Here is an 18,216-nt window from a genome sequence, read left to right as displayed (position 1 = left end):
AGGGTCGGTTGGCGTCCCGGAAGGGGCATCTCGCGTGCTTGGGCGAGCATCACGCGTGACTGGAGGGCCATCGCGCGTGCTTGGGGGGACGACACGGTGGCGGAGGGCCGTCAGGACCACCGCGAGCCAGACTGCTGCCATGGTGAGGGCCAGGCCGAGGGCTGGGTTGCCGTCGTGGAGGCCGGGCGTCGGCGGGGTGCCGTACGGGCGCCAGAGCAGGGGGAACGCCAGGATTGCCAGCACGCCGGTGATGACCGTGCCGGCGACGACCGGGGTCTTCCACGGGGGCGGCAGGAGGCGGGCCAGGACCACGCCGAGCGCCGCCGTCAGCGGGGCGACGACGGCGTCGTTGAGGAGCGGGCCGCCGATGATCCAGCCCACCGTCCCGAAGACGTCCGGACGCAGGGGCAGCGCGTACTCGGCGAACAGCACCACACCCCAGGCCAGCGCCGCGAGACCCGGCAGGGCGAGGAGTACCCGGGCGGTCTTCACAGCGCCTCCAGCTTCGTGACCCACTTCGTCTGCAGCACGCCGGGCCGGTTCGGGGCGATGATCCGGCAGGGGAATCCGTGGTCGGGGGCGAGGACCTCGCCGTTCAGCTCCAAGGCCAGCAGCGTCAGTTCGTCGGACGTGTGCTCGCCCGGCAGCACGCTGACGCCGTACAGCCCGCCCCGCTCCGAAGAGGTCACCCGGACCGCCGTGCCTGGTGCCGCGCCGACCGCTTCCAGGAGCGTGGGCAGGGAGATTCCGCGCCAGGTGGCCGACTGGCTCCAACCCTCCACGCACGCGATCGGCAGGTCCGCCGTCGTTTGCGGGAGTGCGCGTAACTCCTCGAGCGAGAACTTCGTCGTGCCACGCGGAGTTGCCACCGAAAGGCGCCAGGACGAGGACCACGTGATCCCCGCGGCCGCCGCCGTCCGGTTCACCGGCAGGTTCTGCGTGCCCTTGCCCGTCTTCCAGGCGAGGCCGGAAACCCCGCGCAGGAACGGAACCGTCGCGCCGGCGGTGGCGACGACCGCGGTGCCCGTCGCCAGCCCGGTCATGAGGAGGAACGCCCGCCGGGACAGGCCCGCGGCCGGTGGCTCCTCGACGGTGGCCCGGCTCAGTGCACGGCGGATGATCGGCAGCTTCACCGCGACGTGCACCAGGACCGACCCGATCGCCAGCCACGCGACCGCGTAGTGCACCTGCGGGAAGGAGAAGCCCCACGGGTAGTTCTGCGCGACGTTCAGCAGCCCGGTCGTCAGCTCGAAGAACGCCGCACCGGACAGCACCAGGATCGACAGCCGCTCCAGGGCGTGCGGCAGCGAGCGCACGAGCGGCCGGCCGAACAGCTTCGGGTAGACGCTCCACAGCTTCGCCGGCAGCAAGGGGATCGACGCCACGCCGGAGATCACGTGCAGGCCCTGCGTGACGCGGTAGAGCCCGGCCGGGCGGCTGGGCCAGAAGAACCACGCCGGCGGGTGCTGGATCAGGTGGCTGAGCAACCCCGTCACGAAGCATGTCGTGAACGTGATCGCGAGCGCCAGGCCGATCTTCGACGTCACGCGCTCGTGGTGCGCCGGGGCCCGGAACTGTTCTTCCGCCGGAATCGGGAGCTTCATGATCGCTCCAGCCGCGCGAACCAGCGGTGCCCGCGCCGGGTGGTCCAGTCGACGCGCAACCCGGCGCGCGTGGCGACTTCGGCGATCGCGTCCACCCCCACCCACGCCCAAGTGAACCACGCGACGTCGGCGTGGCCGGGCCGGAGCCGGACGCGTTCGTGCCGCAGGCCGTGGCCGGGGGACTCCAGCTCGACGAGGACGTCGCCGCCGGCGGCGATCAGCCGCGCCGTGCGCCGCAGCAGCGCGGCCGGGTCGCCGCCGATGCCGATGTTGCCGTCCGCGAGCAGGGCGTGCCGCCACCGGCCTTCGCCGGGCAGGTGGTCGAAGATGTTGCGCTGCAACGCACTCCCGCCGCGTCGCCGGGTCAGTCCGACAGCCGTCCGCGAGCTGTCCACGCCCAGCGCGACGACCCCGCGCCCGGCCAGCGCCGCGGTGAGCCTGCCGGGACCGCACCCGAGGTCGACGGTCGGGCCGGCACAAGCGTCGAGCAGGACATCGTCGCCCTCGGACGGCCCGGTCCAGCGTTCCACCGGCAGCTCGATCCGCTCGCCGTTCGCCAGTTCGAGCCAGCACCGGTGGCCGAGCAGGCCGCGGTCGAACTCGTGGCCGGTGAGCACCGGGGCCGTCATCACGCGACCGCCCGTCCGCCGACCGCCGCGACAGCGGGGGCGAACCGGCCACCGGGGCACGCCGCCGCCACCAAGCGGGCATCCGCCATGGTGTCCACATCGGACAACTGGGTGGCTTGCCGTGGCCGCAGCCCGCAGGCGATGAGAGCGCGCAGCGTGCGTTCACCCGTGTCGTCACGGGACATCGGGACGTCCACGAGGGCCTGCGCGTGTCGTGGCTCGGCGAGTCCCAGCGCCCACCAGCCGCCGTCCGCGGCCGGCCCGAGCACCGAGTCGTGGCCGCCGTGCAGGATCGGTGCGACCGCCGCGGCGAGGGACTCCGGCGTGACCTGCGGGGTATCCATGCCGATCTGGAGGATCGGCAGGCCCGCGTGCACCGCAGCGGCGTCCGCGTGCGCGTTCGCCAGCCGGGCGCCGAAGTCCCGGCCACGCTGCGGAATGCCGGTGGAATGCCGTAATGCCATCCCGATTTCGCCGGCCCGGGCGGCGGCGCCCAGGTCGCCGGTCATCGCGACGACGGGCACGGCGCCGGGCACCGCGCAGACGGCGTCGAGCGTGTCGAGCAGCGCGGCCGCGGCGATTTCCGCCGCCTCGGCCGACGTCGCGGGCGGGCAGAGCCGGGTCTTGGCCAGTCCCGGAACCGGTGCCTTGGCCACGACCAGCAGGACGAACGGACGTGTCATCGAGCCAGCACCCGCCCGAAGTCGCGGACCGCGCGCAGCGTGCCCCGCAGCGAACCGGACACCTTCGACTTCGTGCCCTTGGCGCGCTCGCCGTAGCGGACGTCGAACTCGCGGACCCGCCACCCGGCACGCCGGGCCTTGATCAGCAGCTCCAGCGGGTAGCCGAACGCCCGGTCGGCGACACCCAGGCGCAGCAGCGCCCGCCGGTCCGCGGCGCGCAGGGGCGCGATGTCCCGCACCGGCAGCCCACGGCTGCGCAACAGCAGCGCGAGTACGACGTTGCCCGCTCGCGCGTGCCACGGCCACACGCCGGGGCCGGTCGGCACCCGGCGTCCGACGGCCAGGTTCGCGCCGTGCTCGACCGCGGTCACCAGCCGCGGTAGGTCGGCGAGGTCCAGGGACCCGTCGGCGTCGGCGAAGCACACGATGTCGGCGGTGGCGGCTTCCAGCCCCGCGTGCACGGCCGCGCCGTAGCCGCGACGCGGTTCGTGGACGACCTTCGCGCCGAGCGAGGCCGCCACTTCGGGTGAGCCGTCGGCCGAACCGTTGTCGACCACGATCGCGCGGTATCCCGGTGGCAGGCCGGCCAGCACGCCGGGGAGGGCACCGGCTTCGTCGAGGCAGGGGAGGACGACGTCCACGTCTGAGTCAGTCACGGCGCTGACCGTAAGTCCGTCCGGAACGCCGTAGAACCCTTGCGGCGCTTACCGAATCATGACGTCCGGTGAGTTCTTACCGCGTCGTTACGGCTGCCGTTCCGTGGACGTCGAAAGCCCCTCCGCGGATCTAGGGTGGGCGACGATGAGCGAGCCGAACCCCCATCGGACCGGACGCCGCGCCGATCTTCTCGCCGTGGCGGCGGCCGCCGTGCTCGTCGCCACGGCCACCGCGGTCGGCCTGTACTACAACCGGCCGAACTCCGGCGTGGTCATCTTCGTTTCCGCGCCGCCGTTGTTCGCCGACTGGCTGCCGCACGTCGGCCCGGGCTCGGTGTTCGCCGTGCTCGTCGCGGTCGCGGTGGTGCTCCACGGTCCGGTGCTCGCCGCTCGCCTGCCGTGGCGCCGCGCGCTCGCCGCCGGCTATCTCGCCTCGCTCGCCTGGATCTTCTCGCTGGCCATGGTCGACGGCTGGCCGCGCGGGTTCGCCGGGCACCTGACCATTCCCCAGGAATACCTGCACGAGGTACCGGGGATCACCGACATCCCGCGGATGCTGCGCGAGTTCTCCTCCCGCATCCTCGACTTCCAGCCGGGCTCCTGGACGACGCACGTGTCCGGGCACCCACCGGGGGCGACGCTCGTCTTCGTCTGGCTGGATCGGATCGGCCTGCACGGCGGCGCGTGGGCGGCCACGGCGGTGGTGCTCGTCGGCAGCCTGGTCGCGGTGGCCGTGCCCGCCACGGTCGCCCTACTCGGCCGGCCCGAGGCGGCCCGCGCGGTGCTGCCGTTCGCCGTCCTCACCCCTGGCGCGGTGTGGATCGGCGTGTCCGCGGACGGTCTGTTCGCCGGGGTGACCGCCACCGGGCTGGCTTTGCTCGCATTGTCCGCCAGCGGGTTCGCTCAGGGCCGCCGGTACGCCGTTCCGGCCGGGCTGGCCGCCGGAGTGCTGCTCGGCTTCGGGATCTTCCTGTCGTACGGCCTGGTGTTGCTCGGCCTGCTCGCGGTCGCCGTCGCCGTCCTCGGCCGGCAGTGGCGGGCCGCGGTACTGGCCAGCGCCGCGGCGCTGGCCGTCGTCACCGTCTTCGCTTGGGCGGGTTTCTGGTGGCTCGACGGCTATCACCTGGTCGTCGAGCGCTACTACCAGGGCGTGGCGCTGGTCAGGCCCTATTCGTACTGGGTCTGGGCGGACTTGGCGGCGGTGGCCGTCGCCCTCGGCCCCGCGGTGGTGGCCGCCCTCCGGCGAGGCCTCGGGTGCCCGCGCCGGGCCCTGCTGACCGATCCGGTGCTCCTCCTCGGCCTCGCCGCCCTGGCCGCCATCCTCGTCGCCGACGTCTCGGGCCTGTCGAAAGCCGAGACCGAACGGATCTGGCTACCGTTCGGGGTGTGGTTGCTGCCGATGACGGCACTGCTGCCGCGGCCCGGACGCCGGTGGTGGCTCGCCGCGCAGGCGGCGACGGCGCTGGCGGTCAACCACCTGCTGCTGACGGGCTGGTGAGGGAGACGTGATGAGCGATCAGGCCGGGCGGGTGCTCGTGGTCGACGACGACGAGACGGTCCGCGACGTCGTCCGCCGCTACCTCGAGGTGGCCGGGTTCACCGTCGACATGGCCGGTGACGGCGCCGAGGGCCTGGCCAAGTTCGCCACCCACGAGCCCGACCTGGTCGTCCTCGACGTCATGATGCCGGGGATCAACGGCCTGGAGGTGTGCAAGCGGCTGCGCCAGGTCAGCCAGGTGCCGATCGTCATGCTCACCGCACTCGGCGAAGAGGAGAACCGCATCGCCGGGCTCCAGCTCGGCGCCGACGACTACGTGACGAAACCCTTCAGCCCCAAGGAACTCGCCCTCCGCGTGGTTTCGGTCCTGCGCCGCGCGCGGATGCCCCGCCCGGAGCCGGCCGCCGCCGAGCTCGTGGACGGCGGCCTGCGCCTGCAGATGAAGGCGCGCACCGCGACCCTCGGCGGCCGCGAACTGCCGCTCACCACCCGGGAGTTCGACCTGCTGGCGTTCTTCCTCGCCCACCCGGGCGTCGCTTATTCGCGCGCGGACCTGCTCGAGAAGGTGTGGAGCTGGGACTTCGGCGATCAGTCCACTGTGACCGTCCACGTGCGACGGCTGCGCGAGAAGATCGAACGCGACCCGGCCAAGCCGACCCGGGTGGCGACCGTGTGGGGCGTCGGCTACCGCTACGACCGGGAGCAGCCGTGATCGGCTCGGGCGAATCCTTCCCGGAGATGCTGACGCACCTCTGGCACATCCTGCCGTTCGCGCTGCTGTTCTCGCTGCCGGTCGCGGCGCTGGGTGGCGTAGCGCTGTACGTCCTGCGCCGGGGTTCGCTGACGACCACGCTCACGGTGCTGGTGCTGATCCCGGTGCTCGCCACCCTGGTCGGCGTCCTGGGCATCAGCGGGTTCATGTTCACCCTGGCGCTGACCACGATGCTGCTGGTCTGCCTGCTCGTCGCGCTGGTCACCGTGCCCGCGGCGATCATCCTCGGCCGGGCCATCGCGCGCCGCAGCGTGTGGGAACGCGAGGCGCGCGAGCGGGAACGCGCCGCCGAGGCGTCGCGGCGCGAGCTGGTCGCCTGGATCAGCCACGACCTGCGCAGCCCGCTGGCCGGCATCCAGGCGATGGCCGAAGCGCTGGCGGACGGCGTGGTGTCCGAACGCGACGAGGTCGCCGACTACGCCCAGCGGATCGGCGGCGAGACCAGACGGCTGTCCGCGATGGTCGGTGACCTGTTCGAGCTCTCGCGGATCACCGCGGGCGCCCTGGAGCTCACCATGTCCGCGGTGCCGCTGCGGGACGTCGTGAGCGACGCCGTCGCCGCCCAGGCGCCGGTCGCCCAGCGGAAGCGCGTTCGGGTGCTCGCCAACGCGTCGACCTGGCCGGTGGTGACCGGGAGCGACCCGGAGCTGGCCCGGATCGTGCGGAACCTGGTGTCCAACGCGATCCGGCACACCCCGCCCGACGGGACGGTCGCGGTGCAGATCGGCGTCGACGGCGACGAGGCTCTGCTCGCCGTCGACGACTCTTGCGGCGGCATCCCGGACGACGAGATCAGCCGGGTCTTCGACGTCGCTTTTCGCGGGACGCAAGCTCGGACGCCCGAGCGTGGCGGAACGACCAGTGGTGGCGGGCTCGGGCTGGCCATCGCCAAGGGGCTCGTGGAGGCGCACCGCGGCCGGATCGGGGTGCACAACCACGGGCCGGGGTGCCGGTTCGAGGTCCGCCTGCCGCTGGCGATGTCCTAGGCGGGATAGATCGTGCCGAGGCCCCCCGGGTGCGCCGGCATTGCGCGGGCGCCGGAGCAGCGGGCCAGCCGCGCAGAGACCGGCGCACTGGGTGCTGGTCGCCAGCGCGACAAAGGGACGCCCGGAGCGCAAGCGAAGACTCCCGCGACGCACGACCGCTCACCTCCGATGCCGAGGGAGGCGAGGGAGGCGAGGGCCGGGTTGCCCTGTTGCCTTGGCGAGGCCGGCGGTCAGGGTGAAACCGGTTCTCGCAGCTCCGCCGTGGCGAAGTCCGTGATGCCTTTCGCGAACCCGACCTCGGCGGTGAAGCCGAGTAGCTTCCGGGCGCGGGCGGGGTCGGCTACGACGTGCCGGACGTCGGCCGGCCGGGCGCCGCCGACCGTCTGCGGAGCTGGACCGTCGCACGCCCTGGCCAGCTCCTCCGCCAGCTCGCCCACCGTGTGCGGGGTGCCGGAGCAGACGTTGAGCGGGGTGATGTCGCCCTCCGGGCCGGGCGTCCGAAGAGCCAGGACGTTCGCCCTGGCGACGTCGTGGACGTGGACGAAGTCGCGCTGCTGGCGGCCGTCCTCCAGGACCCGTGGGGCCTCGCCGCGCACCAGGGCCGAGCGGAACAGCGACGCCACCCCGGCGTACGGGGTGTTTTGCGGCATCCGGGGGCCGTAGACGTTGTGGTAGCGCATCGCCCACACGCTGCCGCCCGTCTGCCGGGCCCACGCGCCCGCCAGGTGTTCCTGCGCCAGCTTCGTCGCCGCGTAGGTGCTGCGGGGGTTCAGCGGCGCGTCTTCGGGCACGAGCCGCCAGCTCAGCTCGGCGCCGCAGGTGGGGCACCGCGGCTCGAACCGGCCGGCGTCCACATCGGACGCGCGGCGCGGCGACGGCGGGACCACGCCGTGGTCCGGGCACGCGTACCGGCCTTCGCCGTAGACGACCATCGACGACGCCAGGACCAGCTTCCGCACCCCGGCCGCGTGCATCCCCGCCAGCACGACCGCTGTGCCGTAGTCGTTGTGCAGGGCGTACGACGGCGCGTCCGACGGGTCGATGCCGTGCCCGACCACCGCCGCCTGGTGGCACACCGCGTCGACGCCGTCCAGCAGTTCGGCGACGATCTCGGCGTCGGTGACGTCGCCGCGCAGGAACCGGTGCCGGCCGGTGTACGCCGGTGGGGTGCGGGAGCCGTGGGCCGTGGGGAGGAGGTTGTCGAGCACGACGACCTCGTCACCGCCGTCCGCCAGCAGATCGGCGATGTGGGATCCGATGAACCCGGCTCCGCCGGTGACCAGTACGCGCACACCGGCCACGCTAGGGGGCCGTGGACCGGCGTGCCCGGCCGCGCGCAGGTATGTCACGGAAACGTCAGAACTCACCCGGCACCTCCCGGCGCCGGGGCACCGAAACCGGCTACGGTGGGCGCCATGGAACGGAGTGCACAACGGCTGGGCCGAGCCCTCGTGGTCATCGTGGACGATCGCGTGGCGCACGGCGAGCACGAGGACACCACTGGCCCGCTGGTCACGGAACTGCTCGAGGAAGCGGGCTTCATCGTCGACGGTGTCGTGGTCGTCGAGGCCGAGACCGCGGGTATCCGCAACGCGCTCAACACCGCCGTGATCGGCGGCGCCGACCTGGTGATCACCGTCGGCGGCACCGGTGTGCTGCCGCGTGACCGCACCCCCGACGCGACCGCCGGTGTGCTCGACCGCCCGATCCCGGGCATCAGCGAGGCGATCCGCGCGTCCGGCCTGGCCGCCGGCGCGGTCGACGCCGGGATCTCCCGGGGGCTGGCCGGGGTGTCGGGCAGCACGCTCGTGGTCAACCTCGCCGGCTCGCGCTCCGCGGTCCGGGACGGGATGGCGACGCTGACCTCCCTCGTGCCGCACGTGATCGACGAGCTTTCGGGCCTCGAAGAGGTCTGACCTTCCGACGCCGGGCCGGGGGTGACGGAATGCCGTCACCCCCGGCCTGAGGTGTGCTCGAGCCCTTGGGAGACGAGATGGCGGGCCCGCTGCCGCCGTTGAGGTTCGCTCTGAAGTTGTCAAAGAACGCATCGTGGGACACTGGGGGTATGCCGGGCGAACAGCGGAAACCCCAGACCAGCGAGCAGCGCCGCCGGGTGGACGAGATCTTCGGGGACGTCCTGCCCGAGACGACCTCCGACGAGCGCGACCCCGGGCGGCGCACCGGCCTCCCGGACGACTGGTACCGGGAGAACCGGCCACCGCACCACGACCGCTGACCGCGTCAGTCGCGGTCGTTGCCGCGCTGGGTCTGGGCGCGCAGCAGGTCGCGGATCTCGATGAGCAGCTCCACGTCGGTCGGCTCCGACGGGCCCGGCTCCTGGCCCCGCTTGCGGCGCTCCTGCAGCTTCTTGACCGGCATCACGATCACGAAATAGACCACCGCCGCGACCAGCGCGAAGTTGATCGCCGCGTTGATCACGCCACCGAAGTCCAGGAACGTGGCTTTGTTGTTGTCGAAGATCTGGTACCCGAGGCCCTGAGCGGCGTTCGTGCCGCCGATGGTGCTGATCAGCGGCTTGATGAGGCCGTTGGTGAACGCCGTGACGATCGCCGTGAACGCCGAGCCGATGACCACCGCCACGGCGAGGTCGACGACGTTGCCGCGCATCAGGAAGTCCTTGAAACCTTTGAGCACCTTGTTCTCCTCACGAACCGGGACGGGGACGCCCTCGCCCGTCTCGGCAGGCGCAGGCTAGCGGAGAGTAACCGTTACCGGACGCTCCAGTGAAATCGCCGCCACCCTCGTCGCGATCGCTTCCGGGAGCCGGAGCAGCACGAGCGGCCCCTTGCCGGGGCGGCTGATCGTCTGCTGCGCCGGGTCCGGATGTCCGATCGTCACCACCGTCGCGCCACTGGCCAACACGGACGCGGGTGCTTCCGGCTCAGGTGCCGCGACGACGTCGACGCGTTGCCCGGGCTGTAGCAATTCGGCCACAGCCGCGTCGGCCAGCCGGACCGGTACGGTCGCCACTCCGGGATCACCCGAGACGAGGACAGGCGTGGCCAGCCGGACGTCGGTCAACGGCTCGCCGGCGCGGACGGCACCCGCCAGCAGCCGCCCGTCGACGGCGTCGAGAGAGCTCAGCACGCCCTCGGGCCGCGCTCCGCCGGGAAGGTCGGCCAGCCGGACGTCGGCGGCGCGCAGCGTCGCGCCGGAAGGAAGGTCGTGGGCCGCGAGGACGGTCGGAGCGCCTCGCGCGGAACCGGGGTAGACGAGCAGGAGCACGCCGACCATCAGCAAGCCGACGGCGAGCCAGCGGCGGATCAGCCGCGTCCGCCGGCTCTGCAGCCGGGTGAGATCAGGTGGGCGAAGCTTCGACAGGACATCCACGGGGCCCCCTCGGCCGGATCGGGTGCAGCGGTGTGCGGCACGAGATCGACGTTAGGGAAGCCGGACGGGCCGCCGGAAGGGCCGCGTCCGGCATCTGTGGACAACCGGGGTGCTGTGGACAACTCCGGGCTCAGGAGGCCGCGGCGGCCGTCTTCGTCGTACCCGAGGAGGAGGATGCCGAGCTCGTGTCCGACTTCGGCTTCGATTCCGTCTTGGTCTCCGTCTTGCTCTCGGTCTTCGCCGGCGGGGACACGGCGCTCGCCTTGCTCGACTCACGCGAGTCGGTGCGGTAGAACCCGCTGCCCTTGAAGACGACGCCGACCGAGCTGAACACCTTGCGCAGCACCCCCGAGCACTGCGGGCAGACGGTCAGGCTGGGGTCCGAGAACGACTGCACGGCTTCGAACCGGTGGTCGCATTCTTTGCAGGCGTACTGGTACGTAGGCACTGACGGCTCCTTTGCTGGCACTCATCCGACCAGAGTGCTAACCCGATTGTGCGGTAAAACATTCCTCGAAAGCAATTCCTGGTTGCTCACACCGGCAGCTCGACCACGCCTCGACCCGGCGTCAAGGCCCCGGTCATGCGCACGTCGTGCGGCTCGCCGGGCAGCCGTTCGACCAGCTCTTCGTCCCGGACGACGGCCAGCAGGGTGGCGCCGGCCGCGGCGAAGACCAGCGATCGATCGTAGTGGCCGGCACCGCGCCCGAGCCGGACGCCCCGGCGGTCCACGGCCAGCGCGGGCACCAGCACCAGCTCCGCCGCCCCCACGGCGTCGGTACCCAGGCGTTTCCCGCCCGGCTCGCGGATGCCGCGGAACCGGCTGGGCACCAGGTCGGCCTCGCCCGTGTACTCGGCCCAGTCGAGCGGACCCGGCACCGGCCGGATGACCGGCAGCAGGACCCGCGCCCCGCCCGCCACCAGCGCGTCGACGAACGCCGTCGTGCCCGGTTCGGTGCCGAACGGCAGGTACGCGCAGACGGTCCGGGCTGTGACCTTCGACACCGCACTGACCAGCGCCGAAGCCTCCCGGGCGTGGGATTCGGCTGCCTGCTCCGCCCGAGCGCGCGCAACCCGGTCACGCCACTCCGCCTTGCTCAGGTGCTCATTGCCCAGCGCGTGCATGACCTCACGTTAGGCTCTGCGCCCATGACGGGCGCCGCAACCACCCAGACGTTCAGAACCGCCATCGTGCCTGCCGCCGGCCTCGGAACACGGTTCCTCCCGGCGACGAAGGCCGTGCCCAAGGAACTCCTGCCGGTGGTGGACACCCCGGGGATCGAGCTGGTCGCGGCCGAGGCCGCCGCCGCCGGCGCGCAGCGCCTGGTCATCGTGACCTCGCCGGGCAAGGAAGCCGTCGTCAAGTACTTCGAGGCCCAGCCCGAGCTGGAGGAGACCCTCGAGGCCAAGGGCAAGACCGAGCTGCTCGAGAAGGTCCGCCGCGGTCCCGCGCTGCTCGCGGTGGAAACCGCGATCCAGGAGCAGGCGCTCGGCCTCGGCCACGCCGTCGCGCAGGCCGAGCCGAACCTGAACCCCGACGACGAGGCCGTCGCCGTGCTGCTCCCCGACGACCTGGTGCTGCCCACCGGCGTGCTCGAGCGGATGAGCGCGGTCCGCGCCCAGTACGGCGGCAGCGTGCTCTGCGCGTTCGACATCCCCAAGGCCGAGATCTCCCCGTACGGCGTCTTCGACGTCACCGACACCGACGACGAAGACGTCAAGCGCGTGCACGGGATGGTCGAGAAGCCGAAGCCGGAGGACGCGCCGTCGACCTACGCCGCGGCCGGGCGGTACCTGCTCGACCGGGCGATCTTCGACGCGCTCAAGCGGATCACCCCGGGCAGCGGTGGCGAGCTGCAGCTGACCGACGCGGTCGCGTTGCTGATCACCGAGGGGCACCCGGTGCACGTCGTCGTCCACCGCGGCGGACGTCACGACCTGGGGAATCCGGGTGGTTTCCTGCGCGCCGCGGTCGATTTCGCGCTTGAAACGCCCGAGTACGGTCCATCTTTACGGGCGTGGCTGACGGAACGGATCGGGACAGAGCGCCCATGACGGAATCCCTCGACGCGGCGCGGCCCGAAGTGGCCGGGGACGAGGCCGAGCTGCGCTCGGTCGACGCGCAGATCTCGCTGACCTTGGACGCCGCCGTCCGGCCGCAGCCGGTGCGCGTGGCGATCTCCGAGGCCCAGGGGCTGCTCTGCGCCGAGGAGGTGGTCGCCGAGCACGCGCTGCCCGGGTTCGACCAGGCCGCGATCGACGGGTACGCGGTGCGCAGCGTCGACGTCCGCGCCGCCGGGCAGGAGCCGGTGCAGCTGCCGGTCGTCGGGGAGATCGCGGCGGGGTCGCGCCAGCCGCGGCGGCTCCAGCCCGGCCAGGCCGTGCGGGTCGACACCGGCGCGCCGCTGCCGACGCTGGCCGACGCGGTCGTGCCGCTCGCCTACACCGACGGGCACCAGGCCAAGGTCACGGTGCACCGCTCGGTGCCGTCGGCGGGGTACGTGCGGCGGGCGGGCGAGGACGTCCAGATCGGGGACGTCGCGGTACGCCGCGGCGACACGATCGGCTCGGCGCAGGTCGGCCTGCTGGCCGCGGTCGGCCGGGCGAAGGTCCTCGTCTACCCGCGGCCGCGGGTGTCGATCGTGTCCGTCGGCGACGAGCTCGTCGACGTCGACCGGACGCCGTCGGTCGGGCAGGTCTACGACGTCAACTCCTACGCGCTGGCCGCCGCCGCCCGGGACGCGGGCGCCGAGGTCAGCCGGGTCGGCATCGTGCCGAGCGAGCCGAAACGGCTGCGAGAGGTCGTCGAGGGCCGGCTGCTGATGTCGGAGATCGTCGTGGTCGCGGGCGGCGCCGGGGGCGCCACCGGCGACGAGGTCCACGCCGCGCTGTCCGACCTCGGCCGGATCGACATGACGCGGGTGGCGATGCACCCCGGCTCGGTGCAGGGGTTCGGCAGGCTCGGCCCCGACTCGGTGCCGACGTTCCTCATCCCGGGCAACCCGATGAGCGCACTGGTGGTGTTCGAGGTGCTGGTGCGGCCGCTGATCCGGGCGGCGCGCGGGACCCGCAACCCGCACCGGCGGATCGTCGGCGCGCGGCTGCTGTCGCCGATCACCTCGACCGAGGGCAGGCGCGGCTTCCTCCGCGGCCAGCTGCTGCGTGACGAGGCCAACGGCGAGTACCTGGTCCATCCGCTCGGCCAGTCCGGGGCGCACCTGCTCGCGTCGCTGGCCGAAGCGAACTGCCTGATCAACGTGCCGGAAGAACTGACCGAGGTGGCCGCGGGCGAGCAGGTCCAGGTCACCTTCCTGGCGCAACGGGCCTGATGAACGCCGTGTCGGGCGTGTCCTATCCGGTCGAAAGCCGGCACCCGGGCTGGCCGGCTCGGCTCGGCCCGCTGCGGGTGCCCGCGGGCGAGATCGCGATCCGGCCGGTCCGGCTGCGCGACGCCGGCGAGTGGAGCCGGATCCGGCTCCGGGACCGCGCGCACCTCGAAATGTGGGAGCCCACCGGCGTCGGCCCGTGGCCGGAACGCAACGCCTTCTGGTCGTGGCCGTCGCAGTGGGCGGCGTTGCGGTCGCTCGCTCGGCGTGGTCAGTGTCTGCCGTTCACGATCACCCTGGACGGTCGCCTCGCGGGGCAGATCACTGTGGGTAACGTCATCCGCGCGTCGCTGCGGTCGGCCTGGATCGGCTACTGGGTGTCGTCCGAGGTGGTCCGCGGCGGGGTGGCGACGGCCGCCGTCGCGCTCGTCACCGACCACGCCTTCGGCCCGGCCGGGCTGCACCGGCTCGAGGCGACCGTGCGACCGGAAAATGCCGCCAGCCTGCGGGTTCTCGCCAAGGCGGGCTACCGGCGGGAGGGGTTGTTCGAGCGATACCTCGACGTCGCGGGCGCCTGGCGGGACCACTACTGCTACGCCGTCACGCGCGAGGAGACCGGGTCCGGCCTGGTCTCGCGCCTCGTCGCCGCGGGCCGCGCCCAGTACGCCTGAACGTGATTACCCACCCGGGTCAGTAGCTGCGTTACCACATGCTGTGAGTTTCACCTAATCCGGTGAGGCTTTTCCGTGATCGAACCCGGCGAGTCTCCGCCCGATCTGTTACTCCTGTGACTAACGTGATTTCTGGTGGAAGGATCGGGGGAGGTGACGGGAGATGCCCAGCTCCGTGATCATCGTCGCGCTCGCCGCGGCATGGCTCGTCGTACTCGTGCCCATGGTCGCGCGACGGCGGCAGCAGGTCGCGAGAACGGCCGACTCGGCGCTCGCGGCCAGGGTCGTGCGCAGTGGACGCAACGAGGACCGGGAGGAATTCGCCATGTCCGACGATCCCGGGAAGACCCGGCCTTCGGTGGAGGACGACCTCGCCGAGCTGGAGGCCGAGCTCGAACTCGACGACGAGGACGAACCGGAACCCGACCCGGAGCCGCTGCCCCAGCCGGCCCGCGACCGCCGGGCCGAACGCGACCGGCCCGGCTACCGGCCCGGCCGAGGCGGCTTCGACCCCGAAGCCGCCGAGATGGCGGCCCGCGCGAAGTACGGCTTCCGGCAGCGCGTCGTCGTCATCCTGCTCGTGATCGCGGTGATCACCGCCGGTGTCGCCGGCTTCGTCTTTCCGATGGCCTGGTGGGGTCACGGTGTGATCGACGTCGTGCTCGTCGGGTACCTCGTGTACCTGCGTCGCCAGGTGCGCATCGAGGAAGAGATCCGGCAGCGCCGGCTCGCCCGCTTCAACAGCACCCGTGCACCTCGCCGCCCGTCGGCCTCGCCTTCCGTTCCGGCTCCTCCTCCGGCTTCGATCGAGGACGAGGACCACGCGGAGGCCGAGGACGTCGACGTCGTCGAGACGGCCCGCCGCGAGGTGGTCGAGCGCCGCCCGTCCCCGACCTCCCGCGTCCGCCGCAGCGCGGTCGTCGTCGACCTCGACGACGAGGACCCGGCGTTCGAAGAGCTCGACGAGCCCGGGACTGGCCCCTACCGACGCGCGGTCGGGGAGTGACCCCCCTGCGCGAGGTGCTCGTAGGGCACTGCTAAGCTCTACGAGCACAACCAAGGGGCTGTAGCGCAGTTGGTAGCGCGTCTCGTTCGCATCGAGAAGGTCAGGGGTTCGATTCCCCTCAGCTCCACGCTTTGGTGGCCCGTGCCCGCGGAGGGCGCGGGCCTTTTTGCGTGGAGCTTCAGTGTCTTGTGGGGGTGCAACCCCCACGCCCCGCCCGGGGCGCGCCCCCGGACCCCCGTCTGGGTCGCTTTGGCGAGTGAGCATTCCGTTGGGTTGCAACAACGCTCCTTCGTCGCGGCGCAGCGGCGTCTGTTACTGGTTGGTAACTTATCCTTGGTGTATTGAAAAGTGCATACGTGGTGGTAACGCTGCTCTGTCTTGAATGGGGGCATGGCCCACAGCGAACCAGTACTGACAGGGGCCCGCCGCTTGAGTGTGGGGATCACCGTCTATGGGTGTGAGCAGGATGAGGCTCTTCTTTTTCGGGAGATGGCTCCTCGGTTTGGGGTAACGCCGATCATTGCGGACGCGGCGGTATCCGAGGGCAATGTTGAACTGGCGGTCGGCAACCGGTGCGTCAGTGTTGGCCACAAAACTCCGGTCGGCCGCTCCGCTCTTCTTGCGCTCAGCCGGGGTGGTGTAAGGTATGTCTCCACTCGGAGCGTCGGATACGACCACATCGATGTCGAATACGCGGAAAGTGTTGGCATTTCTGTTGGAAATGTCGCCTATTCGCCGGACAGTGTTGCCGACTACGCGCTGATGCTGATGTTGATGATGGTCCGAGATGCCCAGTCCGTCCTCCTTCGCGTGAGTGAGCACGACTATCGGCTGAACGATGTGCGCGGGAAAGAGCTGCGCGACCTGACCGTCGGTGTGATCGGTACGGGACGCATCGGCGCCGCCGTCGTCGGCAGGCTGCGCGGCTTCGGCTCTCGCGTGGTGGCCTACGACAGTCGTCCCCATGCTGATGTCGACTACGTCTCTCTTGACGAACTGCTTCAGGTGAGCGACATCGTCACGCTCCATACGCCGCTCGACGCGGGCACGCATCATCTCTTGGATGGTCGGCGGATCGAGCGGATGAAGCGCGGAGCCTTCGTCGTCAATACCGGACGCGGTCCCCTCCTCGACACCGATGCTCTCGTCTCCGCCTTGGAAAGCGGCAGGCTGGGCGGTGCCGCGCTCGACGTCCTCGAAGGCGAGGAAGGCATCTTCTACGCCGACTGCCGGGACAGGTCCGTCGAGAGCGAACTTTTGGTGCGGTTGCAGAAACTTCCGAATGTGCTCATCAGTCCGCACACCGCCTACTACACGGACCGCGCGCTGCGGGACACCGTCGAAAACTCCATCGTCAATTGCCTGAAATTCCAGAGCGGGGAGCGGTATGCCTAGGATCAAGATCGGGATCGTCTTCGGGGGATGTTCCGAAGAGCACCCCGTCTCCGTGAAATCCGCGCGAGAAATAGAAAACCACCTCGATGCCGGGAAGTACGAACCGTACTGGGTCGGGATCACGAGGAGCGGTGCCTGGAAGCTCTGTGACGGCCCCGACGGGAACTGGGAAACCGGCCGCCCGGTCGTTCTGTCGCCGGACAGGGGCATTCCCGGCTTGCTGGTCCTGGAGGACGGGAAGTACGAAACGATCGCCCTGGACCTGGTGCTGCCCGTGCTGCACGGCAAGCTCGGCGAAGACGGGGCGATGCAGGGCTTGCTGGAGCTCTCCGGCATCCCCTACGCAGGCTGTGACGTCCAAAGTTCTGCCCTGTGCATGGACAAATCCCTCGCTTACGTCGTCGCCGGGAGCGCGGGCATCGCCACGCCGGAGTTCTGGACCGTCAGGGCGAACGAGGATGTCGATCCCGACCGGTTCAGCTATCCCGTCTTCGTGAAACCGGCTCGCTCGGGTTCGTCCTTCGGGGTCAGCAAGGTGTCCCGCCGAGAAGAACTGCCGGCTGCCATCGAAACGGCTGCGCAGTACGACTCGAAGGTGCTGATCGAACAGGCCGTCGCCGGCAGTGAGGTCGGGTGCGCCGTCCTGGGGAACGATCCGGAGCTGTTCGCCGGCGAGGTGGACCGGATCGCTCTTTCGCACGGGTTCTTCCGGATCCACCAGGAAGACGAACCGGAAAGCGGTTCCGAGAACTCGACGCCGATCGTTCCCGCCGACATTTCGGCCGACTCACGCGGGCGCGTGCAGGAGACGGCGAAGGCCATCTACCGCGCCCTGGGGTGCCGGGGGCTGGCCCGGGTGGACATGTTCCTCAAGGAGGACGGAACAGTGGTCCTCAACGAGGTCAACACCTTGCCCGGACTGACCTCGTACAGCCGCTACCCGAGGATGATGGCCGCCGCCGGGGTGCCGCTCGGCGAACTGATCGACCGGATCGTTTCCTTGGCGCTGACCGGAAACGCCCGATGAACGACGACTTCGCCTTCGTGGACGAAGTGGTGCCGGGCATCCGCTGGGACGCCAAATACGCCACCTGGGACAACTTCACCGGCAAGCCGGTGGACGGGTACGTCGTCAACCGGATCGTCGGCACGAAGACCCTGTGCGCCGCCCTGGCGGAGGTCCAAGAGAAGGCCGCGGCCCTCGGGTTCGGCTTGCTCCTTTGGGACGGTTACCGCCCCCAGCGCGCCGTGGACTGCTTCCTGCGCTGGGTGGACCAGCCGGAGGACGGCCGGACGAAGTTGTGGCACTACCCGAACATCGACCGGGCCGCGATGTTCGCCAAGGGCTACGTCGCGGCCAACTCGGGCCACAGCCGGGGCAGCGCCGTCGACCTGACCCTCTACGACCTGGCCACCGGTGAACTCGCTTCGATGGGTGGCGGCCACGATCTGATGGATCCCATCTCGCACCACGGCGCACGGGGTATCTCGCCGGTCGATGCCGCGAACCGCCGCCACCTCCGGTCCGTCATGGAGGACTGCGGTTTCGACTCGTACGACCGCGAGTGGTGGCACTACAGCCTGACGGACGAGCCCTACCCGGACACCTACTTTGACTTCCCCATCGCGTAGCCGCGTG

General features: G+C 71.1%; 22 protein-coding genes and 1 tRNA gene. 13 read left to right on the top strand and 10 right to left on the bottom strand.

All coding sequences use genetic code 11. The features are described 5' to 3' along the window. The 5 genes from AB0M80_RS23985 to AB0M80_RS23965 form a co-directional block, all read right to left on the bottom strand. On the bottom strand, positions 1 to 492 hold a 492-nt coding region (locus AB0M80_RS23985; protein ID WP_364568767.1), incomplete at its 3' end, for a hypothetical protein. Next, positions 489 to 1,604, bottom strand: a complete 1,116-nt coding sequence (locus AB0M80_RS23980) for a molybdopterin-dependent oxidoreductase (protein WP_364568765.1) — start codon at positions 1,602 to 1,604, stop codon at positions 489 to 491. The genes AB0M80_RS23985 and AB0M80_RS23980, both read right to left, overlap by 4 nt. Further along, positions 1,601 to 2,233, bottom strand: coding sequence for an SAM-dependent methyltransferase (locus AB0M80_RS23975; protein WP_364568762.1), 633 nt, complete (start codon positions 2,231 to 2,233; stop codon positions 1,601 to 1,603). The genes AB0M80_RS23980 and AB0M80_RS23975 overlap by 4 nt, the downstream gene beginning before the upstream one ends. Beyond that, a complete protein-coding gene (locus AB0M80_RS23970; protein ID WP_364568759.1) occupies positions 2,233 to 2,916 on the bottom strand; it encodes a DUF2064 domain-containing protein in 684 nt (227 codons plus the stop codon). The genes AB0M80_RS23975 and AB0M80_RS23970 overlap by 1 nt, the downstream gene beginning before the upstream one ends. Continuing rightward, positions 2,913 to 3,557, bottom strand: a complete 645-nt coding sequence (locus AB0M80_RS23965) for a glycosyltransferase family 2 protein (protein ID WP_364569422.1) — start codon at positions 3,555 to 3,557, stop codon at positions 2,913 to 2,915. Before AB0M80_RS23965 ends, AB0M80_RS23970 begins: the two co-directional genes overlap by 4 nt. Positions 3,558 to 3,717: 160 nt before the next feature. Here AB0M80_RS23965 and AB0M80_RS23960 point away from each other — a divergent pair, with 160 nt between their 5' ends. From AB0M80_RS23960 to AB0M80_RS23950, 3 genes are read left to right on the top strand one after another with little or no spacing between them, the layout of a single operon-like run. Next, positions 3,718 to 5,070, top strand: coding sequence for a hypothetical protein (locus AB0M80_RS23960; protein WP_364568756.1), 1,353 nt, complete (start codon positions 3,718 to 3,720; stop codon positions 5,068 to 5,070). A gap of 10 nt (positions 5,071 to 5,080) precedes the next feature. Beyond that, complete coding sequence (locus tag AB0M80_RS23955; protein ID WP_364568754.1) at positions 5,081 to 5,782, top strand: response regulator transcription factor; 702 nt, start codon at positions 5,081 to 5,083, stop codon at positions 5,780 to 5,782. Further along, complete coding sequence (locus AB0M80_RS23950; RefSeq protein ID WP_364568752.1) at positions 5,779 to 6,828, top strand: HAMP domain-containing sensor histidine kinase; 1,050 nt, start codon at positions 5,779 to 5,781, stop codon at positions 6,826 to 6,828. The genes AB0M80_RS23955 and AB0M80_RS23950 overlap by 4 nt, the downstream gene beginning before the upstream one ends. A 230-nt stretch (positions 6,829 to 7,058) precedes the next feature. Here AB0M80_RS23950 and AB0M80_RS23945 read toward each other — a convergent pair whose 3' ends face one another. Continuing rightward, entirely contained in the window at positions 7,059 to 8,120 is a 1,062-nt protein-coding gene (locus tag AB0M80_RS23945) for an NAD-dependent epimerase/dehydratase family protein (protein WP_364568750.1), read from the bottom strand. Positions 8,121 to 8,243: 123 nt separating this feature from the next. Here AB0M80_RS23945 and AB0M80_RS23940 point away from each other — a divergent pair, with 123 nt between their 5' ends. Together AB0M80_RS23940 and AB0M80_RS23935 are read left to right on the top strand one after the other, a co-directional pair. Next, entirely contained in the window at positions 8,244 to 8,744 is a 501-nt protein-coding gene (locus AB0M80_RS23940) for a molybdenum cofactor biosynthesis protein B (RefSeq protein ID WP_013230045.1), read from the top strand. A gap of 149 nt (positions 8,745 to 8,893) precedes the next feature. Further along, positions 8,894 to 9,064, top strand: coding sequence for a hypothetical protein (locus tag AB0M80_RS23935; protein ID WP_364568747.1), 171 nt, complete (start codon positions 8,894 to 8,896; stop codon positions 9,062 to 9,064). Positions 9,065 to 9,069: 5 nt separating this feature from the next. Here the strand turns inward: AB0M80_RS23935 and mscL are convergent, their stop codons facing one another. The 4 genes from mscL to AB0M80_RS23915 form a co-directional block, all read right to left on the bottom strand. After that, the gene (gene mscL / locus AB0M80_RS23930) at positions 9,070 to 9,483 is read right to left on the bottom strand and encodes a large-conductance mechanosensitive channel protein MscL (RefSeq protein ID WP_364568744.1); all 414 of its coding nucleotides are present in this window, start codon (positions 9,481 to 9,483) and stop codon (positions 9,070 to 9,072) included. A 57-nt stretch (positions 9,484 to 9,540) separates the two neighbouring features. Beyond that, positions 9,541 to 10,179, bottom strand: a complete 639-nt coding sequence (locus AB0M80_RS23925) for an SAF domain-containing protein (protein ID WP_364568742.1) — start codon at positions 10,177 to 10,179, stop codon at positions 9,541 to 9,543. 130 nt (positions 10,180 to 10,309) lie between these two features. After that, positions 10,310 to 10,627 carry an FmdB family zinc ribbon protein gene (locus AB0M80_RS23920; RefSeq protein ID WP_364568739.1) on the bottom strand — a complete coding sequence of 106 codons (318 nt, stop codon included), beginning with the start codon at positions 10,625 to 10,627 and terminating at the stop codon, positions 10,310 to 10,312. An 86-nt stretch (positions 10,628 to 10,713) separates the two neighbouring features. After that, positions 10,714 to 11,304, bottom strand: coding sequence for a 5-formyltetrahydrofolate cyclo-ligase (locus AB0M80_RS23915; protein WP_364568736.1), 591 nt, complete (start codon positions 11,302 to 11,304; stop codon positions 10,714 to 10,716). A 24-nt stretch (positions 11,305 to 11,328) separates the two neighbouring features. On the opposite strand from AB0M80_RS23915, the gene AB0M80_RS23910 reads away from it, so the two are divergent. From AB0M80_RS23910 to vanX, 8 genes are all read left to right on the top strand, one after another. Further along, entirely contained in the window at positions 11,329 to 12,234 is a 906-nt protein-coding gene (locus AB0M80_RS23910) for a UTP--glucose-1-phosphate uridylyltransferase (protein WP_364568734.1), read from the top strand. Further along, positions 12,231 to 13,508, top strand: a complete 1,278-nt coding sequence (glp, locus tag AB0M80_RS23905) for a gephyrin-like molybdotransferase Glp (protein WP_364568731.1) — start codon at positions 12,231 to 12,233, stop codon at positions 13,506 to 13,508. The genes AB0M80_RS23910 and glp overlap by 4 nt, the downstream gene beginning before the upstream one ends. Beyond that, positions 13,508 to 14,176 carry a GNAT family protein gene (locus AB0M80_RS23900; protein ID WP_364568728.1) on the top strand — a complete coding sequence of 223 codons (669 nt, stop codon included), beginning with the start codon at positions 13,508 to 13,510 and terminating at the stop codon, positions 14,174 to 14,176. The genes glp and AB0M80_RS23900 overlap by 1 nt, the downstream gene beginning before the upstream one ends. Before the next feature lie 163 nt (positions 14,177 to 14,339). After that, positions 14,340 to 15,182, top strand: coding sequence for a gephyrin-like molybdotransferase receptor GlpR (gene glpR, locus AB0M80_RS23895; protein ID WP_364568725.1), 843 nt, complete (start codon positions 14,340 to 14,342; stop codon positions 15,180 to 15,182). 54 nt (positions 15,183 to 15,236) lie between these two features. After that, a tRNA-Ala gene (locus AB0M80_RS23890) sits at positions 15,237 to 15,309 on the top strand. A 263-nt stretch (positions 15,310 to 15,572) separates the two neighbouring features. Further along, the gene (locus AB0M80_RS23885) at positions 15,573 to 16,577 is read left to right on the top strand and encodes a D-isomer specific 2-hydroxyacid dehydrogenase family protein (protein ID WP_364568722.1); all 1,005 of its coding nucleotides are present in this window, start codon (positions 15,573 to 15,575) and stop codon (positions 16,575 to 16,577) included. Beyond that, on the top strand, positions 16,570 to 17,604 hold the full coding sequence (vanA, locus tag AB0M80_RS23880; protein WP_364568719.1) for a D-alanine--(R)-lactate ligase: 1,035 nt from the start codon (positions 16,570 to 16,572) through the stop codon (positions 17,602 to 17,604). The genes AB0M80_RS23885 and vanA overlap by 8 nt, the downstream gene beginning before the upstream one ends. Next, positions 17,601 to 18,209: a D-Ala-D-Ala dipeptidase VanX gene (gene vanX, locus AB0M80_RS23875; protein ID WP_364568716.1), complete on the top strand. Its 609-nt coding sequence runs from the start codon at positions 17,601 to 17,603 to the stop codon at positions 18,207 to 18,209. The genes vanA and vanX overlap by 4 nt, the downstream gene beginning before the upstream one ends. The last annotated feature ends 7 nt before the right edge of the window (positions 18,210 to 18,216 follow it).

It is taken from the genome of Amycolatopsis sp. NPDC051045, assembly GCF_040682955.1.
GTDB lineage: Bacteria > Actinomycetota > Actinomycetes > Mycobacteriales > Pseudonocardiaceae > Amycolatopsis.
Note: the sequence above shows the minus strand (reverse complement) of the source record. Positions and strands in the feature narration are given on the sequence as shown.